This window comes from Aeromonas sp. 600479, assembly GCF_049175515.1.
GTDB classification, from domain to species: Bacteria; Pseudomonadota; Gammaproteobacteria; order Enterobacterales; family Aeromonadaceae; genus Aeromonas; species Aeromonas veronii_A.
On the sequence record NZ_JAAKVF010000012.1, the window covers coordinates 1 to 19,814 of the forward strand.

At 59.6% G+C, this 19,814-nt stretch carries 17 protein-coding genes; 8 read left to right on the top strand and 9 right to left on the bottom strand.

All coding sequences use genetic code 11. The features are described 5' to 3' along the window. Positions 1-391 precede the first annotated feature (391 nt). From G5149_RS13320 to G5149_RS13330, 3 genes are all read right to left on the bottom strand, one after another. A complete protein-coding gene (locus G5149_RS13320) occupies positions 392-1,438 on the bottom strand; it encodes an NAD(P)H-dependent flavin oxidoreductase (protein ID WP_421212610.1) in 1,047 nt (348 codons plus the stop codon). After that, positions 1,435-1,713: a hypothetical protein gene (locus G5149_RS13325; RefSeq protein ID WP_058053285.1), complete on the bottom strand. Its 279-nt coding sequence runs from the start codon at positions 1,711-1,713 to the stop codon at positions 1,435-1,437. The genes G5149_RS13320 and G5149_RS13325 overlap by 4 nt, the downstream gene beginning before the upstream one ends. Before the next feature lie 72 nt (positions 1,714-1,785). Further along, the gene (locus G5149_RS13330) at positions 1,786-2,427 is read right to left on the bottom strand and encodes a ribonuclease T2 family protein (RefSeq protein WP_005343399.1); all 642 of its coding nucleotides are present in this window, start codon (positions 2,425-2,427) and stop codon (positions 1,786-1,788) included. 197 nt (positions 2,428-2,624) lie between these two features. Here G5149_RS13330 and G5149_RS13335 point away from each other — a divergent pair, with 197 nt between their 5' ends. Beyond that, complete coding sequence (locus G5149_RS13335) at positions 2,625-3,185, top strand: carbonate dehydratase (RefSeq protein WP_005343397.1); 561 nt, start codon at positions 2,625-2,627, stop codon at positions 3,183-3,185. 189 nt (positions 3,186-3,374) lie between these two features. Here G5149_RS13335 and G5149_RS13340 read toward each other — a convergent pair whose 3' ends face one another. Further along, complete coding sequence (locus G5149_RS13340) at positions 3,375-4,283, bottom strand: SAM hydrolase/SAM-dependent halogenase family protein (protein ID WP_019446189.1); 909 nt, start codon at positions 4,281-4,283, stop codon at positions 3,375-3,377. 178 nt (positions 4,284-4,461) lie between these two features. Here G5149_RS13340 and G5149_RS13345 point away from each other — a divergent pair, with 178 nt between their 5' ends. The 3 genes from G5149_RS13345 to G5149_RS13355 all read left to right on the top strand — a co-directional run bounded on the left by G5149_RS13345 (position 4,462) and on the right by G5149_RS13355 (position 7,906). Next, entirely contained in the window at positions 4,462-4,926 is a 465-nt protein-coding gene (locus G5149_RS13345) for a hypothetical protein (protein ID WP_337073518.1), read from the top strand. Positions 4,927-5,082: 156 nt separating this feature from the next. Beyond that, a complete protein-coding gene (locus G5149_RS13350; RefSeq protein WP_421212680.1) occupies positions 5,083-6,558 on the top strand; it encodes a GGDEF domain-containing protein in 1,476 nt (491 codons plus the stop codon). Between the two features lie 97 nt (positions 6,559-6,655). After that, the gene (locus G5149_RS13355; RefSeq protein WP_421212611.1) at positions 6,656-7,906 is read left to right on the top strand and encodes a DEAD/DEAH box helicase; all 1,251 of its coding nucleotides are present in this window, start codon (positions 6,656-6,658) and stop codon (positions 7,904-7,906) included. A gap of 83 nt (positions 7,907-7,989) precedes the next feature. On the opposite strand, the gene G5149_RS13360 is transcribed toward G5149_RS13355, so the two are convergent. Then, entirely contained in the window at positions 7,990-9,261 is a 1,272-nt protein-coding gene (locus tag G5149_RS13360) for a hypothetical protein (protein WP_421212612.1), read from the bottom strand. 288 nt (positions 9,262-9,549) lie between these two features. On the opposite strand from G5149_RS13360, the gene G5149_RS13365 reads away from it, so the two are divergent. Continuing rightward, positions 9,550-10,974: a DASS family sodium-coupled anion symporter gene (locus G5149_RS13365; protein WP_124241738.1), complete on the top strand. Its 1,425-nt coding sequence runs from the start codon at positions 9,550-9,552 to the stop codon at positions 10,972-10,974. 104 nt (positions 10,975-11,078) lie between these two features. Here G5149_RS13365 and G5149_RS13370 read toward each other — a convergent pair whose 3' ends face one another. Further along, positions 11,079-11,843 carry a CphA family subclass B2 metallo-beta-lactamase gene (locus G5149_RS13370; RefSeq protein WP_245148366.1) on the bottom strand — a complete coding sequence of 255 codons (765 nt, stop codon included), beginning with the start codon at positions 11,841-11,843 and terminating at the stop codon, positions 11,079-11,081. A gap of 964 nt (positions 11,844-12,807) precedes the next feature. On the opposite strand from G5149_RS13370, the gene G5149_RS13375 reads away from it, so the two are divergent. Then, positions 12,808-13,662 carry a DUF4238 domain-containing protein gene (locus G5149_RS13375; protein ID WP_421212613.1) on the top strand — a complete coding sequence of 285 codons (855 nt, stop codon included), beginning with the start codon at positions 12,808-12,810 and terminating at the stop codon, positions 13,660-13,662. A 164-nt stretch (positions 13,663-13,826) separates the two neighbouring features. Here the strand turns inward: G5149_RS13375 and G5149_RS13380 are convergent, their stop codons facing one another. Beyond that, positions 13,827-15,530, bottom strand: coding sequence for an amidase (locus tag G5149_RS13380; RefSeq protein ID WP_421212614.1), 1,704 nt, complete (start codon positions 15,528-15,530; stop codon positions 13,827-13,829). 125 nt (positions 15,531-15,655) lie between these two features. Beyond that, a complete protein-coding gene (aguA, locus tag G5149_RS13385; protein ID WP_100652914.1) occupies positions 15,656-16,753 on the bottom strand; it encodes an agmatine deiminase in 1,098 nt (365 codons plus the stop codon). Between the two features lie 155 nt (positions 16,754-16,908). Between aguA and G5149_RS13390 the strand changes: the two genes are divergently transcribed. Next, the gene (locus tag G5149_RS13390; protein WP_236767776.1) at positions 16,909-17,862 is read left to right on the top strand and encodes a LysR family transcriptional regulator; all 954 of its coding nucleotides are present in this window, start codon (positions 16,909-16,911) and stop codon (positions 17,860-17,862) included. A 106-nt stretch (positions 17,863-17,968) separates the two neighbouring features. On the opposite strand, the gene G5149_RS13395 is transcribed toward G5149_RS13390, so the two are convergent. After that, the gene (locus G5149_RS13395) at positions 17,969-18,535 is read right to left on the bottom strand and encodes a TetR/AcrR family transcriptional regulator (RefSeq protein ID WP_104016346.1); all 567 of its coding nucleotides are present in this window, start codon (positions 18,533-18,535) and stop codon (positions 17,969-17,971) included. 199 nt (positions 18,536-18,734) lie between these two features. Here G5149_RS13395 and G5149_RS13400 point away from each other — a divergent pair, with 199 nt between their 5' ends. Further along, the gene (locus G5149_RS13400) at positions 18,735-19,772 is read left to right on the top strand and encodes an alkene reductase (protein ID WP_421212615.1); all 1,038 of its coding nucleotides are present in this window, start codon (positions 18,735-18,737) and stop codon (positions 19,770-19,772) included. Positions 19,773-19,814: the final 42 nt, after the last annotated feature.

Genomic DNA, 19,814 nt, shown 5'->3' on the forward strand with positions numbered 1-19,814 from the left:
CAGTTCGTTGCTGCGGGAGTGGAATTCTACTCAACCGCCTTCTCGAGTCAAGCCTTATTTTCAAAGGCTTTTCGAGGTTGCCGACTTGGCTTTCTGCGTTGCCGCTTGCCCTGTCGATGTGGCGCATTATAGAGATCCAGCTCACATTGGCAAGGCTTTACCGCAATAAAATTGCAAAAAAGTGCAATTTCTTGGTTATTCATATCAATACACAGTCTTTATACAGACTTATCCACAGCCAGGGGTGGGGTTAGGACGTTTTACACCGGATAAATGCCTCACAAGGGTACTGGCCTGGCACTCATCCATCATCGCCGCACTGTCGCGTCTAACGCGCAGCGCCCTCGGCATCTTCTATATAAAGAGGCGTATAAGGCATATATAGAAGCGCTTATCCCAATCCAGCCTCTTTGACCCAGCACGCCATCAGCTCGCCAGCGGGAAGATCCCGGCAGCCCGATACATTCTGGCCAGCCCAGAGCGGAGAGAAGCCGCTGTCCCCCGCCTTCTCGGCGGCGGCACGCAGCGGTGCCAGTGCGCCACTGGCATAGGGGAAGTGAGGGGCAAGCTCCGAGAGTAGGCCCAACTCCCTCATCAGACGATTGACGATACCCCGCGCCGGACGACCGCTAAACAGATTGGTCAGTGCCGTCTGCTGGCCCTCTGGTGAATGGATGGCGGCGCGATGCAGCGTCGAGGTGGTCGCTTCATGGCAACAGAGAAAGGCAGTGCCCATCTGCACAGCGCTCGCCCCCATTTGCAACGCGTTGGCTATCCCCTTGCCATCGACGATACCACCTGCGGCAATCACCGGCAGGTCGGTTGCCGCTAGGATCTGCGCCAACAGGGTCAGGGTGCTCTGCTGCAGCGCGAGATCCTCAGAGAGGAAATGACCGCGATGACCACCCGCCTCCAATCCCTGAGCAATGATGGCATCGGCGCCATGGTGAGCAAGCCAAATAGCCTCCGCCACCGTGGTGGCGCTGGCCAAGACCTTGGCCCCCGCATCCTTCACTTGGACAAGCAGCTCGGGCGCGGGCAAACCGAAGTGGAAGCTGACCACCGACGGTCTGAACTCGGCTACCATGGCGGCGTGCACCTCATTGAAGGGGGCACGGCTTGGTGCCGTCATAACAGCTGAATGCTCCAGACCAAACTCTGCGTAGTAGGGTGAAAGGCACTGCTGCCAGCGGGCCAGAGCAACGGGATCCGGTTCCCGTTGCCGATGGCAGAAGAAGTTGATGTTAAATGGCCCAAGGCCGCTTTGGGCAAGTCGCTCCAGTTCGCTGCGCAGCTCCGCTGGCGTGAGCATGGCGGCAGGCAAGGAGCCCAAGCCGCCCGCACGGGTCACGGCCAGCGCCAGCTCGCTTCCCTGCACACCGGCCATCGGCGCCTGAATGATGGGATAACGCATCCCCAGTTCGGTAAAGAGGCTCATCCATTCACCCCGTTTGTCGCATCCGCCGCCAGATGTGCGCGGGCCAGCGCAATGGCGCCGTCGATAGCACTGCGCGCCTGCGGGCTGTTCTGCCAGCAAGTCGAGCCCAGCATGCTGGCCACCAGCTGGACGATATGGGTGGTGTCGGCCTCGGCCAATCCGGCCAGGGTATGGTAGCCCAGCTGTTCGAGCCGCCCGATAACGGTCGGCCCCACCCCTTTCACCCCGAGCAGCAGGGCCCGCTCTGTCGGGCCAAACCGGTTGTTGCCATCCATCTTTCAGACTCCTTTCTGATAACCATGGTTGAACATCAGGCCCGCAAGGGGCCTGATGAAGAGAGTGGAGGCTTAACGCACGCTGCGCAGCAGGAAGTCCGGCTGGCCACAGGAGCGACGCTCACGCTTTTGCATCTCGGCGGAGCAGGTGACCGCATCCGTCCCCTCTTTATTGACGCAGATGTAGATCTCCCGCAGGAAGCGGCCACCATCGGCGCAAGCCACTGTGATGTTGTCGGGAGCCAGCCACTGGTTGGCGCTCGCCAGATCGGCCTTGAGCTGGAAAGTGCTCTTGCGCAGCGGCTCTTCCGGGGATTGATAGGCCGCCGGGATCTTCACTTTCTGGCGCAGGTCGCTTGCCAGCTGATGAAATTGGGGCTGACTCAGGCCGGAGCAGGTGCCGTGCTTCTCCCACTCATGGCGATAGAGGAAACGGCTGGGGTAGAGGCCGGCAAACTTCTGCTCCATGTTGGCGTCGAGCCGTTCGCGGGTGCAGTTGCTGGGGTAACCGCGATCGTACTGGGGCCAGAGCCCGTGCAGCACGAACCCCAGCTTGCGGGAACACTGGTCCCGATCCGCCGGTTTGATGGCACAATGCTCTGGCGACCAGGAGAGCGCCAGCGCATAGTAATCAAAGTCGCCCGCAACCCCTTTGGCCTGTGCGGCCGAGGAGAGCAACAAACCACCCGCCAGCAGGGCAATCATCTTCTTCATCTATATATGTCCATTTCAACCAACTCGGGAATGGCTGCAATGCTCCCATATTCCAGCGCGCGGAAACAGTGCTCCCACCAAGGCTTGCGACAAGGGTCAGACCACTTCTGGGTTTCCCCGGATAATAACGAGGCGTAAGCTGGCATCCTGGCGCCGGGTGCGCCACTGCATCATTTCAAGCAACCACAGGATGTCACATGATCCGCAAGAATCCCTCCGGCCATCTGCCTGTCATCGACGAATCTGCCTATATCGACAAGACCGCCATCATCTGCGGCAAGGTGATCATCAAAGAGAATGTCTTTGTCGGCCCCTATGCTGTGATCCGCGCCGACGAGGTGGATGCCAACGGCGAGATGGAGCCCATCGTCATTGGCGCCAACTCCAACATTCAGGATGGCGTGGTGATCCACTCCAAATCCGGCGCAGCCGTCACCATCGGCGAGTACACCTCCATCGCCCACCGCTCCATCGTCCACGGGCCGTGCGAAGTGGGGAACCGGGTCTTTATCGGTTTCAACAGTGTGCTGTTCAACTGCCATATCGGCGATGGTGCCGTGGTGCGTCACAACTCGGTGATCGATGGCTGCGATCTGCCGCCGGAGTTCTACGTCCCCTCCACCACCCGCATCAACCAGCAGAGCGATCTGACCCATATTCCGCGGGTTTCGGTGGATGCCGCCGAATTCTCCGAGGACGTGGCTCACACCAATATCGATCTGGTCAAAGGGTACAAGGCGCTCTCCAACGAGTTCTGATCCCTCTATTTCCCGCGGGTTTCGGTGGATGCCGCCGAATTCTCCGAAGACGTGGCTCATACCAATATCGATCTGGTCAAAGGGTACAAGGCGCTCTCCAACGAGTTCTGATCCCTTTCTTTACTACCAGGGAACAAAACGGGCGCCGAGGCGCCCGTTGCTATTTCTATCTCTACTTATATATGCGGATCAGGAGCACTTCTTCAGGCTGATATGCCAGTTGGCGCCGGATTGCACCTGATGCTTGGCGGCAAAGCTGTCCATGTTCAGCGCCACCGACACCTGCAGCAGGCTGTTGAGGTAGACCAGTGGCTGACCTTCCGGCACGTCACCGAAGCTGCTGACGTAAGGCGCCTTGCCGTCATATTTGACCACATCCCCTTCGCGGATCTTGATGCAGGCGTTATCCCCCTTGTTGATCCCCGCCTTGGTCAGCAGCGCATCGTCGATGTTGGTCCAGACGTTGCCGTACTGCACATCGAGGATCGGGATGGTGCCCTTGAGGGTGCCATCCTTCTCGGCGACCGCAGGCTGATAGGGGATCTTCACGACCTCGGCGGGCAGCAGCGGGCCGACCTGCTCATAGCTGATGGCGCCGGAGGCGAGCCGTGCGCCGGTATAGGCGTACACATCGCGGCCATGGAAGGTGTAGGACTTCTCGGAGCCCTTGAGGCGGTTGAGTTTCTCGTCAATCTGGCGCACCGCCTCGATGCCGAAGTGCTCGGCCACCAGGGTCAGGGTGCCGTTGTCCGGGGTCACGATGTAGTGGCCGCTCCTGGTCTTGAGCACTACTGACTTGCGCTCGGTGCCGACCCCCGGATCCACCACACTGACAAACACTGTGCCCTTGGGCCAATACTGCAGGGTCTGGTAGAGGCGGTAGGAGGCTTCCCAGATGTTGTAAGCCGGGATCTCGTGGGTCAGGTCATAGAGCGGCAGGGTGCGATCCACCCCGAAGGCGACCCCCTTCATGGCCGACACGGCGCCATCTTTGAGGCCGAAATCGGTCTGGATCACCAGCGCTTCGTTGGCAGCGGCGATGCCGCTGGCCAGCATGAGGGCGAGCGCGATGGCGCGGGGAGCGGTGCGAATATCCATATCTAAACTCCTGAAGCGGAACGGAAATGACAAATGCCACAACATTTAGCCATCCAGACTGCCATTAATAACGATAATTGCAAGAGGTAATCCGCCCAGCCCCACAAATGGCTCGTCAAATCCGTCGTACCGAGCGCAAGATGAAGAGGCAAATTATCGATGCAGAGGAGCCTTCGCGATGATCCAGCCAGTCCCGCAGCAGAGCACACTGCTGCTTGAAATAGGTAAAACCCACAGCAGGGTCTTGCTCGGCCAGATTGATGGTACCACCTTCGAATATATTCTCACCTTCGGCATCGATGCCATCCAACCCGGGCCGTTTCGCCACGCGCCCCCCACCCCGCTCGAACTGGAGCGGGCCATCATGGTGGTAGAAGATGAGCTGATGCGCATCACCCCGCAGATCCCGCCCGGCTTGCAGCTGACCCTGCGCAGCCAGCCCTCGCTGACCGAAGCGCTGGGGGACAACCAGCTCGACCGTGATCTGGTGGAACAAGCCTTTGGCCAGCTGGCCGCCATGGCGGAAGGGGATCCCCTCGCTGCCAGCTTGCTGCCCCGCGACGAGCACTTTGCCGCCGTACTGCTGATCGTCAGGGAGTGGCTGCACCATCTGGCCAGCGAGAGCGTGCGGATAGTGGAGTAGGGGTAAATAAGTGGTGAGGACTTCAGCTTCTGGCAAGGGTTATCGGTGGATCCTGCCGGGATTTCTTTCGCGTATACTTGATTCGCATGGCGCCCACCCCCCTATTGGTACCGCACCCAAAGTCCTATGACCTTACTGTCAGGTAAACCCTCAGCCTTGCGCTGGCCACTGGCGTTTGCCCGCCAGTTCATCCTCAAAGTGATCGGATTGGTCCTGCTCGCCCTGACCGGATTGGGCTGCGTCTTCTATTACACCTATCTCAATATCCAGCACGACATGGATCTCATCACAGCCCGCCAGAAAAATGTGTTCGAGGTCTTCTATCAGCGGGCCAAGATCCTCGAAGTGGAGAACATCACCAGCTATCTCGCCTACCAGCGGTCGCTGGAGATCCCAACCCACCTCATTCGAAACAAGCCGAACACCAACTACCTCTATGGTTACGACTTAAGAAGCAAGTACCGCTTTGCCAATGTTCCCCTGCATTACCCGGCAGCCAATCTCCTCAACACCTTCCGCTATGCCCTCTCCTATCCGGAGGTGATCAACATCTACACCATCTGGAATGACTACCGGCTGATCGGCATGGTGGCCGACAACAATGTGCTGCCCGCCAGACTGGCGCCGATCAAGGTGGACCTGATGACACTGCCCGCCTGGTATCACTACTTCGGTTGCGCCAACTTTGCCCCCGGCCGCCCCTTGTGCAGCGCCGATGAAGCCTTTGTCTCCGATATCGAGATCGACAGCTTCAGCATGCGCAATACCATAGTGATGTACTTCCCCTTCATTCATCAGTCGGGGCGCGGCGGTTACAAATACGGGCTGCTCGGTATCGATATCGCCGTCGATGAAGCATTTAACGATGTACTGCACCCCTTCGACACCATCAACCCGACCCGCACCAACATATCGTTTGAAGCCGCCGAGCCCTGCCGCCCGAGGCACCTCTGCCTGAGCAAACCCTTTATGCGCACCAAGGCGGGGGATGATCTCTATCTGAAGTGGTCCTACAGCTGGTTCGATTTCGTCAAGCTGGCCCTGCAAAGTGCGGCCTTCAAGGTCTATCTCATCGTGCTGTTGCTGGGCATGGTGGCCTGGAAGCAGATCTACCTGCGGCTGCGCACCCTGGCGCACACCGACCACCTGACCCGGCTGCCACGCAGAGATGTGCTCTGCCAGAGTCTGCTCCACGAGCACGACTACCTGATGATCCTCGATATCGACAACTTCAAGTCGATCAACGACACCTATGGCCATGGCGTCGGGGATCTGGCACTGGTCGCCTTTGCCCGCCATCTCAGAAGCAATATCCGCAAGGTGGACAGCGCCATCCGTTGGGGCGGCGAGGAGTTTATCGTGCTGTTCAAGGGGATGGAGGATGACGAGATGATGATCCACTCCGCTGGTCGCCTGCTGGATCGGCCATTGGGGATCCCCGAGCTGCCCACCCCCATCACCTTCTCCGCCGGGGTGATCCGCATTCGCGACTACCTCACCGTCACCGAGGCGGTGCATCTGGCCGACGAGCTGCTCTACCACGTCAAACAGCACGGCAAGCACAACATCGCCTGCTACGAGGGCAAAAAGATCCGGCTGATCCGCCCGTTGCCGGACGACGCAGAGGCATAGCCGCCTTCTGCCGCTCCCCCTGCTTCTGTTACCATCGCGGCCACGATCACTCATTGCATCGTGGCCGCAGGCCGCGATAACCCCGACTGGTGCCCCTATGTCCACAGCCTCCTTTGCCGAACTGGCCCTCTCCCCCCGCTTGCAGCAGACCCTGATCGAACTGGGCTATGCCGCACCGACCCCCATTCAGGCTCGCGCCATCCCGGTCATTCTGGCAGGGCGGGATCTGATGGCAGGCGCCCAGACCGGCACCGGCAAGACCGCCGCCTTTGTGCTGCCGCTGCTGGAGCAGTTGCTGGCGCAGCCGCAAATGGCGTCCCAGCGCCCGATCCGCGCGCTGGTGCTGGTGCCGACCCGCGAGCTGGCGGTGCAGGTCGCCGAGAGCGTGGCGCGCTACGGCCAGGGCACCGATCTCAGCAGCACGCTGGTCTACGGCGGGGTGAGTATCGCGGCTCAGGTGGAGGCGCTTCAAGCCGGGGTGGATCTGCTGATCGCCACCCCGGGCCGCCTGCTCGACCATCTGCGTCAGGGGGCATTGAGCCTTGATAGCCTGCGCCATCTGGTGTTTGACGAGGCGGATCGCATGCTCGATATGGGCTTTATGGACGAGATCAAGGCGCTGCTAAAACAGATCCCGGCGGATCGCCAGACCCTGCTCTTCTCCGCCACCTGCGACGACAACCTGTTTTCCTTGAGCAAGGTGCTGCTACGCGACCCCGAGCTGATTGAAGTGGCACCGCGCAACACCACGGCGGCCGAGGTGGAGCAGCGGGTCTACACGGTGGACAGTGATCGCAAGCTGGCGCTGGTCGAGCACATGCTCAAAGTGAAAGGGTGGGCACCGGCCCTCATCTTCAGCCGCACCCGCCAAGGGGCGGACAAATTGGCCCAGCAGCTTGGCAAAGCGGGCATCAATGCCCTCGCCTTCCACGGCGATCTGTCGCAAAGCGCGCGTGAAAAAGTTCTGCTGGAGTTTCGCGCCGGCACCCTGCAGGCACTGGTAGCCACCGACGTGGCAGCCCGCGGCCTCGATATCACGGATCTCAACTATGTGATTAACCTCGAGTTCCCGTTTGTGGCCGAGGATTACGTCCACCGTATCGGGCGCACCGGCCGTGCCGGCAACAAGGGGCTCGCCATTACCCTGTTCAGCCCGGAAGATGCGCCCCTGCTGGAGAAGGTGGAAGCGGTGCTCGACATCCGTTTGCCCCAGCAGTGGTTCCCGGGCTTTGAGCCGGATCTCACCCGCTTCGAGCCCGAGCCACGCCGCAACAGCAAGGCGGCCCAGAAGCAGCGCGCCAGAAAGCAGGCCCTCGCTGGCAACAAGGGTGGCAAGGGCAAGCGTTAAGCCTCCCCTGCACCGCCAATAAAAAACGCCCGCACGGGCGTTTTTTGTTATCTGACAGGTGTCAGCTCTTGGCGAGTAGCACCCTAGCGGGTCGCCAGCACCAGTGGCAGGGATCGCAAGATCTGCCGCTCTGCCAGGGTCGAGAGGATAAACATCACCATATAACCGAGGCCCAGCGCCACGATAATCGCCACCACGTTGGCGGTGAATTCGGCCACTAGATAGTAGGCGGCAACCAGCGCCACTATGCCAGCCAGCCGGATCAGCAAACTCTGGGTAAAGTGACCGTGAGCCTTGATATAGGCGAGCTGATAGCCGTTAAGCATCATAAAGATAAAGAAGATGGAGAAGTGGAACAGCACGGGCACCGCCCCCACGTAGTCGGCGGGGAAGAACAGCAACACCAGCTGCTTGCCCGCCAGCAGCATCAAGCCAAAGAAGGCCAGACTGACGATGGCGGAGAGACGGAAGATCCAGCGCCGGATCATCCTTATCTGGCGGTGATCGCCATTGCGCAGATTGACCGCAAGCTCCGGCAGTACAAAGCGGTAGATGGGGAAGACAAACAGGGTGGTCATGTAGGTGAAGATGGGACGCACCACCACCTGAAAATCCCCCAGCTCGTCGATGCTGAAGTGGCGGATGGTGAGCAGCACAGTGATGTAGATCATCAGGATACTGGCCCCCGCCTCCAGCGAGGCGGTAAAGCTCTTCTTCACATAGCTCACCATCTCGGGGCCGAGCGCCACCTTGGCCAGCGGCTTGGTGGCGATGGCCCGACGCCGCGAAACATACATATAACCGGCGATGGCGAGCGACGAGAAGGTCAGCCCGTAGAAGAGCGAAGCGAGCGCATCCATCCCCAGTCCGAAATAGCAGGCCATAAACAGCAGACCGTTGGCCAGCGGCTCCAGCCAGGTGACCCGGTTGGAGAGCGCATACATCCGGTACATGGCCACCAGATTGGTGAAGTAGACCTTGAGCCCCAGCCCGAAGATAACCCCCACCAGTTGCAGATACTCCACCCGGATATGGAGCCCGTGCTTGATATAGGGGATCACCGCCCCCCAGGTGAGCAGCACGATGCCGATGAGGAAGTAGCGGAAGATATTGATGATGTCCCGATCGTTCTTGGTCTGGGAGTAGCTCACCACCATGGAGGAGCGAAAACCTGTCATCAGGATAAAAGAGAGGGAGATCAAATCGACCACGCTGTTGAACAGCGCCAGCTCCCCCTTGGCGACCCACTGCGCCAGCCACACCTTGAAGGCGAAGCCGATAACGATGCTGACCAGTGAGGCCCACATCCCGGTGATAAAGGCCTGCTTGAGGCGCGCGAGAGAGGCGTATTGCATAACGAAAAGGGATAACTTTCAGGGAAAAGAGAGAGGGCCATCTTATGAAAGCCCCGCCCCCTTGAACAGCCTTAATCCCGCCAGCCCCCCAGGTCGCAACGACTCCTTCACTCACCCCCCTTCATCAACCCGAGCTCACAAAGCCAAAGACGCCGTTAAAAACAGCCGCAATTAATCGAATACTCATTTGGTGTAATTGATGGATTTGGCATCCACCATTACCCCTCTTATAGTAGGGCCGAAGCGGCCTCAATCGCTCCCTCCCCACTCATTCCGGACAGGAATCTTATGAAAAAACTCACTCTCGCCCAGCTCGCCGCACTCGTGACCGTGCTGCTGGCTATCGTCTGCTGGCAGCTGCCAGCCCCGGCCGGACTGGCACCGGCGGCCTACCACACCGCCATTCTGTTTATCGCCACCATTCTGGTCATCGTCACCAACATAGCGCCGACCGGCTATATCGCCATCCTCTCCCTCGGGCTCTACGCCGTGCTCCATGCCGGTGGCGAAGCGACCCCCAAGGCGGCCATCGAAGGGGCGCTGGTCGACTTCAACCACCCGCTGATCTGGCTTATCGTCATCGCCTTCATGATTGCCAGCGCCTTTGCCAAGACCGGCCTTGGCAAGCGGATCGCCCTGCTGCTGCTCAGCCGCTTTGGCCAGTCCACCCTGCGCTCCGCCTACTGTCTGGCGGTTGCCGACTTTATTCTGGCCCCCGCCACCCCGAGCAACACGGCCCGCGCCGCCATCGTCGCCCCCATTGCCGACTCGCTGGCCAAGACCATCAACAAGGATGACCGCAAGCTGGGGCAGTTCCTGCTCTCCAGCGTCAGCGCCATGAACGACGCCTCGGCGGTCGCCTTCAGCACCGGCTTTGCCGGCAATCTGGCGCTGGTCGGCATTGCCGCCAGCGTCGCCGGGCTGACGGTCGGCTTTCGCGAATGGGCGCTCTATCTGCTGCCGCCCGCCATCGGTCTGCTGCTGATCATGCCGCTGGTGCTCTATATGGTGATCCGCCCCGAGACCCGCGACACGCCGGATGCCCCCCGCTTCGCCCGCGAGGAGCTGGCCAAAATGGGCCCCCTTTCCCGCCATGAGAAAAGCCTGCTCGGGGTCTTTGTCGGTCTGGTGGTGCTCTGGGTCGGCGGCAGCAATCTGGGGCTGGATGCCACCACGGTCGCCTTTCTCGGTCTGGCCGCCCTGCTGCTGCTCGGGGTGCTGAACTGGAACGATGTGAAGGGCAACAGCGCCGCCTTCGATACCCTGATCTGGTTCAGCGTGCTGATGGGGATGGCCGACAACCTGAAACGGGTCGGCTTTACCGGCTGGCTGGGGGATGAACTCTCCGGCTTTATGCACAGCACCCTCGGCGGGCTCGGCACCATTCCCATGCTGCTGGTGGTGATGGGGCTCTACCTCTTTACCTCCTACGCTTTCGCCTCGGCCACCGCCAAGGTGGTGGCGCTGGCGCCGGTCATTGCCGGGGCCCTGCTGGCGGTCGGCGTACCTGCCGAGCTAGCCATCTTCAGCATCGCCGCCATCACCAACGTCGGCTGCAACCTCGCCACCTACTCCCACGCCCGCATCCCGCTGCTGATGGGGATGGGCTATCACACCAGCGCGGAGTGGATGCGCATCGGTCTGGTGATCGCCATCGTGGGCTTTGCCGTGGTGATGAGCATCGGCCTCACCTGGTGGCAGTGGCTGATCTGATAGCAGAAGGGCCCGTAACGGGCCCTTTTGCATAGAGGGTGTGCAGCGTTTCATACCGGCGCTGCGCTTGCCACAAGCTGCGGCATTGTTAAAAACAGCGCGGGTCAGCTCTGCGGAACCGCCTTGATCAGCTCTTCATAGTGATCAATCAGCTCAGGCCCGTGCAGCGGTGAGTCGTGACCGCCGATCACCGTCTTGATCGGCAGCTTCATCGCCTTGAGCCGCTCGATGGTCTGCGGATACTCCTTCACATTGGCAAAGCTCAGGTTGCCCAGCTTCTCCTTGAGGATGCAGTTGCCATAGAGCACCTGCTCATCGGGGAAGTAGACAAAGATGCCGTCCGGCGTATGGGCCGGGCCCGCGTAGAAGGCGCGCACCTTGCCCTCTTGCAGGGTGAAGTCGCCATCGTGCACCACGTTCGGCAGTACCAGCGGCAGATCCGGATACTCCGGCAGCCCCTTGCGGGTAAAGGCGACAATCTCGGCCCAGTCGCTCTTCATCAAATCCCGGGTCTGGCGGGTCGCCACCACCTTGGCCCCGATGGACTTCCAGTAGGCGTTACCACCCGCCCGGTCGGTGTGGTAGTTGGTGTTGATCACCTCCAGCACCGGCTTGCTGCTGACCCGTTTAATGAGCTTGTGCAGCTCGCGGGCGGTATCCGGCGTCCAGGTCGCCCCCACCACAGTCACCCCCTTGGCCCCGAAATAGACCATGGAGTTCTCTTTGACGTAGTAGTTGTCCTCCACCACATAGACAGGGCCGCTCACCTGTTTGAGGGAGATCCCCGCCGCCCGCACGCTGCCGCCCCAGAAACTCGCCATCAGCACCACGGCCCCGGCCAATGTGCACTTCATCCAACTTTTCATCATCTTGCTCCCTCGAACCAACCGCCCCCTCGCCACCCCTGTGGCAAGCCGGGCCTTTTAAGCAGTGGGCAGAAGATACGGGGGATTTGTGAGGGGAAAATGAGGTTGTGTGAAGTCTGGGTGAAGTCAGGGGAAAGTCCGGAAAAATCGGCAACGACCTCATGTTCGCGAACGTCCGAATACGCTGCGCTATTCGAACCTGCAACACAGATAGCAGCCCCTCACCCTAGCCCTCTCCCGAGGGAGAGGGGATGGCCCGGGCCAATTCCAAACCCCCACCCGAACCTCGTACGTAAAGCACAATCAGCGGAGCCTATTTGCCCCCTTCTCCCCTTGCGGGAGAAGGGCTGGGGATGAGGGGGAGGTAACAATATGCCACATCATGTAGGGTCGATTAGCGTAGCGTAATCGTCCGTTTACCGCGAATAGCCTGATAGCAAGAGAAGCAGGAAACCCTGAACATCAGCGTCACCTCAACGCCCTTACTTTCGCGATCGTCCGAATACGCTTCGCTATTCGAACCTACGGCCCTAACCCTCTCCCGAGGGAGAGGGAATGGCCCGTGCCAATTCCAAACTCTCATCCCCACCCGAACCTCGTACGTAAAGCACAATCAGCGGAGCCTATTTGCTCCCTTCTCCCCTTGCGGGAGAAGGGCTGGGGATGAGGGGGGAGGTAACAATAAGCCACATAATGTAGGGTCGATTAGCGCAGCGTAATCGTCCGCATACCGCCGCGCACCGAGTTACGGCAAGACCGACAGGAAACTCTGGATACCAGCGGCTTCTCGGCCACCTTTCGCGATCGTCCGAATACGCTGCGCTATTCAGTTTCTACGGCTCTACGAGATGAGCATATGGCGCACAACATACGAAATGTACATGAGCCGAAATGCTGGGAATCCCTGAATATCCCAAGTTACAATGAGCAGGAAAATCACCTTCAACAGCTTCACTTGGAGATATAGATGGGAAGGCAAGCTGGGCACCATTATATTCCGGCTAGCTATTTAGCTGGATTTACCATGGACAATAATAAAAGTGCACAATTTTGTGTAGTTCCCGTCGATGGAAAAAAAACTTATAAAACTAGCCCTACCAATGTTTGTAAATCAAGAGATTATTACTCCCTGCCTGGATTGGCAGACAGCTTATCAATTGAAAAATTCTATGCCACAGATATTGAACCAAAAATAAAACTTACTTTAGATTTTATGGAAAAGAATAAAGCTATACCATCTAAAGAAGATTTGACTGGCCTATTTTTATTAGGTGCCACTTTGTGGTTAAGAAACCCAAAGAGAAGAAACTTACTAACTGAAAATTTACTTTATATAGAGAACTTCATTGATGATGGCTTAAGTGATGGAATCAAAGTAACTAACAGACATAAACTCATGGCAACAAAAGGTAATATCATATCAGCGGAGCTAACATCGTTAAAAATAGCTATTAACTCCTTTAGTAATAAACACTTTCAACTCTTCATATCTGAGCCTTCACAAAAGTTCATTACATCTGATAACCCATGTTATATCAGCCATCGAGATATGATGAAAGGAATATATTTAGGTCTCGATACACCTGAAAATGAAATCTGTTTTCCTATTAATAAAAACATGGCAGTGATAGCGAGAAATGAACCTTGTAAACAGTCAACATTTAAAGCAGATGAAAAATTTGTTTCGCTATTAAACACAAAAATAGCGGGAACTGCTCAGAGGTATTTCTTCACAGCAGAAGACTCTGTACTTTTGTTAGATAAAGACATGAAAACATATGAACATTTATTTAAGCCATCAGAAGGTTGGCATCAAAAATAACACTTTCCACACATCCATCTAACTATGAAAATTAATTCCAATCACTTGCTTATATTTACTTATTGGGTTGAGAATGGAAAATAAAAAAACCACCCACATAGTGATGGGTGGTTATATTTTCATTATCCCCAGACGAACACGGGCTATTTAGCCCCAACTACCAATCACCCCAACGGCGGCGTGCGCGGCGGCACCATACGCTTGCTGCCGGTGGACTCGAAGGCCGAGGCGAAGCGCAGCAGGTTGTTGTCGTCATAGGCGCGACCGGCGAAGGTCAGGCCTACCGGCATACCGATATCGGCCATCACGCCCATGGGGACGGTGACGGTCGGCACGCCGAGGTGGCGAATGGCGAGGTTGCCGTTGGCCACCCAGATGCCGTTGCTCCAGGCGATATCGGCGGAGGCCGGATTCACATCCGCATCAGCCGGGGCGACGTCGGCGACGGTCGGGAACAGCACGGCGTCGAGCTTGAGCCCGTCCATCCAGTCCTCCAGGTCGAGCTTGCGAGTCTTCTCCAGACCACGCAGGCCATCCGGCACTGTGGGGATCTCGTCCCAGGATTTCAGGCCGCGCTTGGCCATATTGACGTACTCGTCCATGCCCGCTGCCAGATCGCCCTCGCGGTTCGGCAGGGTGCCCGGATCGTGGGGGAAGATCTTCGGCCCATCTGCATCCTCAAGCTTGTTCAACTTGGGATCGCCGTTGGCGCGCAGGAAGTCGTCGAACGCCCAGCCGGAGAGCTCCCACAGTTCGTCGTTGAGAAACTCCGGGCTCACGATGCCGCGATTGAACACGGTCGGCGCGCCGGGTCGGTCCCCTTCGCAGTTGGAGACCAGCGGGAAGTCCACTTCGATGACTTCGGCGCCAGCGGCTTCCAGCGCCTTGCGCGCATCTTCCCAGAGGGCAATCACGGTCTCGCGGGTATGGATGCGCTGACCGGTCGGGCCGCCGATGCCGGGGTTTTCGCTGGTGCCGGCCAGTTCATCCTTGTTGATAAACATGCGCGGCACGCCGAGGCGCTTGCCCTTGAGGGCATCGGCCTTGGCAGCCAGTTCCAGATAGGAAGCCGGACGCACTTCGGAGGCCTTGGGCAGCTGCACCCAGGGCTGCATGCGCCACAGATCGCCACGGGTGTCGGCATCGTCGGCCACTACCACGTCGAGCACTTCCAGCAGGTCGTTCATGGTGCGGGCATAGGGCACCACCACATCCATGGTCGGGGTCAGCGGCCAGTTGCCGCGCACCGAAATCACGCCACGGGACGGGGTGTAGGCGCACAGACCGTTGTTGGAGGCCGGGCCACGGCCGCTCGACCAGGTCTCTTCCGCCAGACCGAAGGCAGAGAAGCTGGCGGCGGTGGCGGTACCGGCCCCGTTGGAGGAGCCGGAGGCAAAGGGCGCGGTCAGGTAGTCGGCGTTGTAGGGGCTCTCGGCACGGCCATAGACGCCGCGCTGCATGCCGCCATTGGCCATCGGCGGCATATTGGTTTTGCCAAGGCAGATGGCACCGGCGGCGCGCAGGCGCTCAACGGTAAAGGCATCGCGCTGGGCCACCAGATCCTTGAAGGCCGGGCTGCCGGAGGCGGCGGTCAGCCCCTTGACCAGATAGCTGTCTTTGGCGGTGTAGGAGATGCCGTCGAGCGGGCTCAGGGTCTCGCCACGGGCGCGGCGGGCATCGGAAGCTTCGGCTTCTTTCAGCGCATCGGGATTGGCGACCACCACGGCATTGAGTTTGGTGGCAGTCTCGGGGCCGTTGTAGGCATCGATCCGGGCCAGATAGGCCTTGACCAGTTCGACCGCTGTGGTGCGGCCTGATTCGAGCGCGGCACGCAGCTCGGCAATGGAAACCTCGGTCACTTCGATCATGGGGATCTCCTGTAAAAGGGTGACTGTTTGTCATGATGATCGCCGCATCAGCGCCGGCGACCATCACACTATCAAGAGATAAAACCCCACGGCGTGGGGTTTTGAATACTCACCGGAACCGGTTCTTATTTGCCGGAGGGGATCTGCTGGGTAATGCAGTGAATATTGCCACCGCCCAGCAGGATCTCGCGGGCCGGCACGCCGACCACGGTGTGCTCCGGGAAGATCTCTTCCAGAATGCGCTGGGCTTCACCATCGGTGGCGGCATCCAGCAGCGGATAGACGATGCGATCGTTGGTGATAAGGAAGTTCACATAGGAACCGGCCAGACGGCCTTCTGCCTCGCGCGGCACACCGGTACCGCTCTCGACGCCGGCAGACTCCTCTTCAGTGCAGAACAGCGGGCCCGGCTGGGGCAGCTTCCACACTTTCAGCTTGCGACCCTTGGCATCGACCGCTGCTTCCAGCACCTTGAGGGCGGCCACGGAGCGGGCGTACTGGGGATCGTTCTGGTCATCAGTCCAGTGCAGGGCCACTTCACCCGGACGCACGAAGCAGCACATGTTGTCGATGTGGCCGTCGGTTTCGTCCATGTAGACGCCTTCGTCCAGCCAGATAAAGCTGGTGACGCCCAGATAGTCGCGTAAGTAAGCTTCGATCTGCTCTTTGGTCAGGTGCGGGTTGCGGTTTTCGTTGAGCAGGCACTCGGCGGTGGTCAGGCAGGTACCTTCGCCATCAACATGGATGGAGCCCCCTTCCAGAATCAGCGGCGCATCGTAGCGAGCCATGCCGTGCTGGGCCAGCATCTGGGCTGCGACCTCTTCATCCTGATTCCACGGGTAGTAGAGACCACCCTTGTGACCGCCCCAGGCGTTGAAGCCCCAATCCACCCCACGGCACTCGCCGGCCGCGTTGGTAACGATGGTCGGGCCGGTATCGCGGGCCCAGCAGTCATCGCTGTTCATTTCGACCAGAGTGACGTGAGCGGGCATGATGGCGCGAGCCTGCTCCATAAACTGGGCCGGTACCCCCATAAAAACCGGGGTGGCGCCACCGATGGCATCCGCCACCTTGGCGAAGGTCTCTTGCGCGAAGCGACCGGCTACGCGCCAGTTGTCCGGGCGAAACGGCCAGATCATCCAGACGGCCTGCTGGTGCGCCCACTCGGCGGGCATGGTGAAGCCGTCGGCGGCCGGCGTGGAGTTAATGGTCTTAATGCTCATCGCAAGGCTCCTTGCATGGATTGAGGCCCCCGTTTACGCCCGATGCGGCGCGGGAACCCGGAAAAATAAGAGTGGGTCGCAGATTAAGACGTTGCGCCCCCATCCATCAAATGAATAGGATGGATTGTCCCATAAACACGGCGAATAATCCCCCCATGAAACTGCACCAGCTCGACCTCAATCTGCTGCTCGCTTTTGACGCTCTGATGACGCAGGGCAGCGTCACCCGCGCAGCCGAAGCGCTCTTTATCAGCCAGCCCGCCATGAGCCACTCCCTTAACCGGCTTCGCACCTTTCTCGGCGACCCGCTTTTGGTGCGCACCCCGCAGGGGATGCTGCCGACCCCGCGCGCCCAGCGGCTGCATCTCGGGGTGCAGCAGGCGCTGCGGCTGCTGGAGCAGCAGCTCACCGAGGAAGAAGAGTTCGAGCCGAGCCAGTCGAAGCGGCGCTTCGTGCTCTGCACTACCGACTACGTGGAATGTGTGCTGATCCCGCCGCTTATTCAGCGGCTCAGACGGCTGGCGCCGGGGGTCACCATCGAGATCCGCATCCTGCGTGACACCCTGCCCGAAGCTGAACTGGCGAGCGGCGAGATCGATCTGGTGCTGGGCTTTGACGAGTATATGCAGGTGCCGGGGTATCTGGGCAAGGAGACCTGGCTCACCGAACCGCTGGCCGGACTGGTGCGCGCCGATCTGCCCATTGCCAAATCGGCCCCCGCCGGTGCCGAGGATGACTCCTCCCAGTGGCAGGAGCGCATCACCCTGCAGCAGCTTATCGCCATGCCCCATGTGTTCCACTCGCCCCTTGGCACCTCGGAGGCGAGCCTAGACCGCTATCTGAAAAGTCAGGGATTTAGCCGCACCATCTCGGTCAACAGCCAGAGTTATATGTCCGCCGCTGCCATCGTTAGCCAGAGCGATCACCTCTTGGTGCTGCCCAGCATGGTGGCCGAGCTGCTCGCCACCCACTGGCCGCTGAAAAGCCTGCCGCTGCCCGAAGACGTGCCGGATTATCATCTCAACTGCGTCTGGCACCCCGTGCACGCCCAGCAACCGGCGCTGGTATGGCTGAAAGATTTGATGAAGGAGCTGGTGGGGCCGAGGTAAGGCCGCGGCGTCTGGCAACAAAGGTTGATGGAAAAGCCCGGCAAGGGCTGAGACCAGAAACAACAGTGGCTCCCGAGGGAGCCACTGTTGTTTCTGCGGTATCGCGTTACGCCCGCAGGGCCCGCATCAGCTGGGCAACTACGTCGTCGAGCAGGGGGCGATCGGGGCGGCACTGGGCGAAGGTGATAAGGCCCTGCAGGTTGATCAGCAGCAGAGCGGTGAGGGTGCGGATATCCCGATCCGGCGCCAGTTCACCGCACTGCTGCGCCTGCGTCAGCAGATCCGCCAGCTCCTGCTCCAGCTCGCCGTAGATCCCCTTGACCCGTTGGGTCAGCTCCTCGTCCTGCTCGCTCAGCTCCATCATGGTGCGGGTCACCAGACAGGTGCCGCAGAGCGCCTCGGTCACCACCTGATCGAGATAGGCAGCAAGACCCGCCAGCGGGCTCGGGTTGTCGAGCAGGGAGCGACGCAGGGCTCGCTTGCTCTCCACATAGTGATCGACAGCCGCCAGCAGCAGACCACGCTTGTTGCCAAAGGCGCCGTAGATGCTGCCCGGGTGCAGGCCGGTGGCAGCCACCAGCTCCTGCATGGTGGTCTTGGCGTACCCCTTGGCGCGAAACGCCTCCATGGCATTTCGTAGCACCTCGTCACGATCAAACTCGGCAATGCGCATGGCTCCTCCCGTCGGAAATGGTTCGTTGCCACGGCACAAAAAGAGCCGCTGGCAACGCGCGCTGGAAAAGGTCGGCAAGTGTACCCCACTCGCAGGTCGGGGCCAACCATCTTGAACGCGCATTCAAAAAAGACTTGCATCGGAACAAAAAAACGTCTTGAATGCACGTTCAAGAATAACCCGTTCAGGACACACTATCATGAATACCCTGTTTCAGCCGTATCGCCTTAATGAGACTCTGACCCTGGCCAACCGCTTCATGATGGCCCCGCTCACCCGCTGCATGGCAGGCCCCGGTCTGGTGCCGACCGAGCAGATGGCTGCCTATTATGCTCGCCGTGCCGACATCGGCCTGATTGTCTCCGAAGCCGTCATCATCCGCCCCGATGCGCAGGGCTACCCCAATACCCCGGGCCTCTTCACCCAGGCGCAGATCGATGGCTGGAAGAGAGTGACCAGCGCCGTACACGCCAAAGGCGGCAAGATCTTCGCCCAACTGTGGCACGTCGGTCGCCTCTCCCACCCCTTCTTCCATCAGGCTGAAGTGCTGGCCCCCTCTGCCGTGGCGCACGAGGGCACTGTGCCCCGCATGCGCGAGCTGACCTATCAGGTGCCGCGCGCCCTGACCGAAGCCGAAATCGCCCAGCTGGTGCTGGATTACGCTCAGGCCGCTGCCAACGCCATCGAAGCGGGCTTTGACGGGGTGGAGATCCACGGTGCCAACGGCTACCTGATCGACCAGTTCCTGCACCACTCCACCAACCTGCGCAGCGACAACTACGGTGGCAGCCCAGAAAAGATGAGCCGCTTCGCACTGGAAGTGGTCGATGCCATCAGCGCCCGCATCGGCGGTGATCGGGTTGGTATTCGTCTCTCCCCGGGTGCCTATGTCCATCTGGCGGGCAGCCCGGAAGATCGCGCCGTGTTCGACTACCTGCTGGGCAAGCTGAATGATCGCCCACTGGCCTATATCCACCTCGGCATCTTCGATGACAACCTCACCTTCGATTATCTGGGTGGCCGCGCCTCCGACTATCTGCGCGCCCACTACAAGGGCAATCTGGTCGGGGTGGGCAACTACGACGCCGAGCGCGCCGCAGCAGCCATCGAGGCCAACCGCTTCGATCTGGTGGCCATCGGTCGTCCGCTTATCGCCAACCCGGACTATCTCGCCAAAGTGAAAAATGGCGAAGCACTGGTGCCCTACGCCGACACCATGCTGGCTGAGCTGGTATAACCGCATCGGCATCGCCAGACGACAGGCAATAAAAAACGAGGG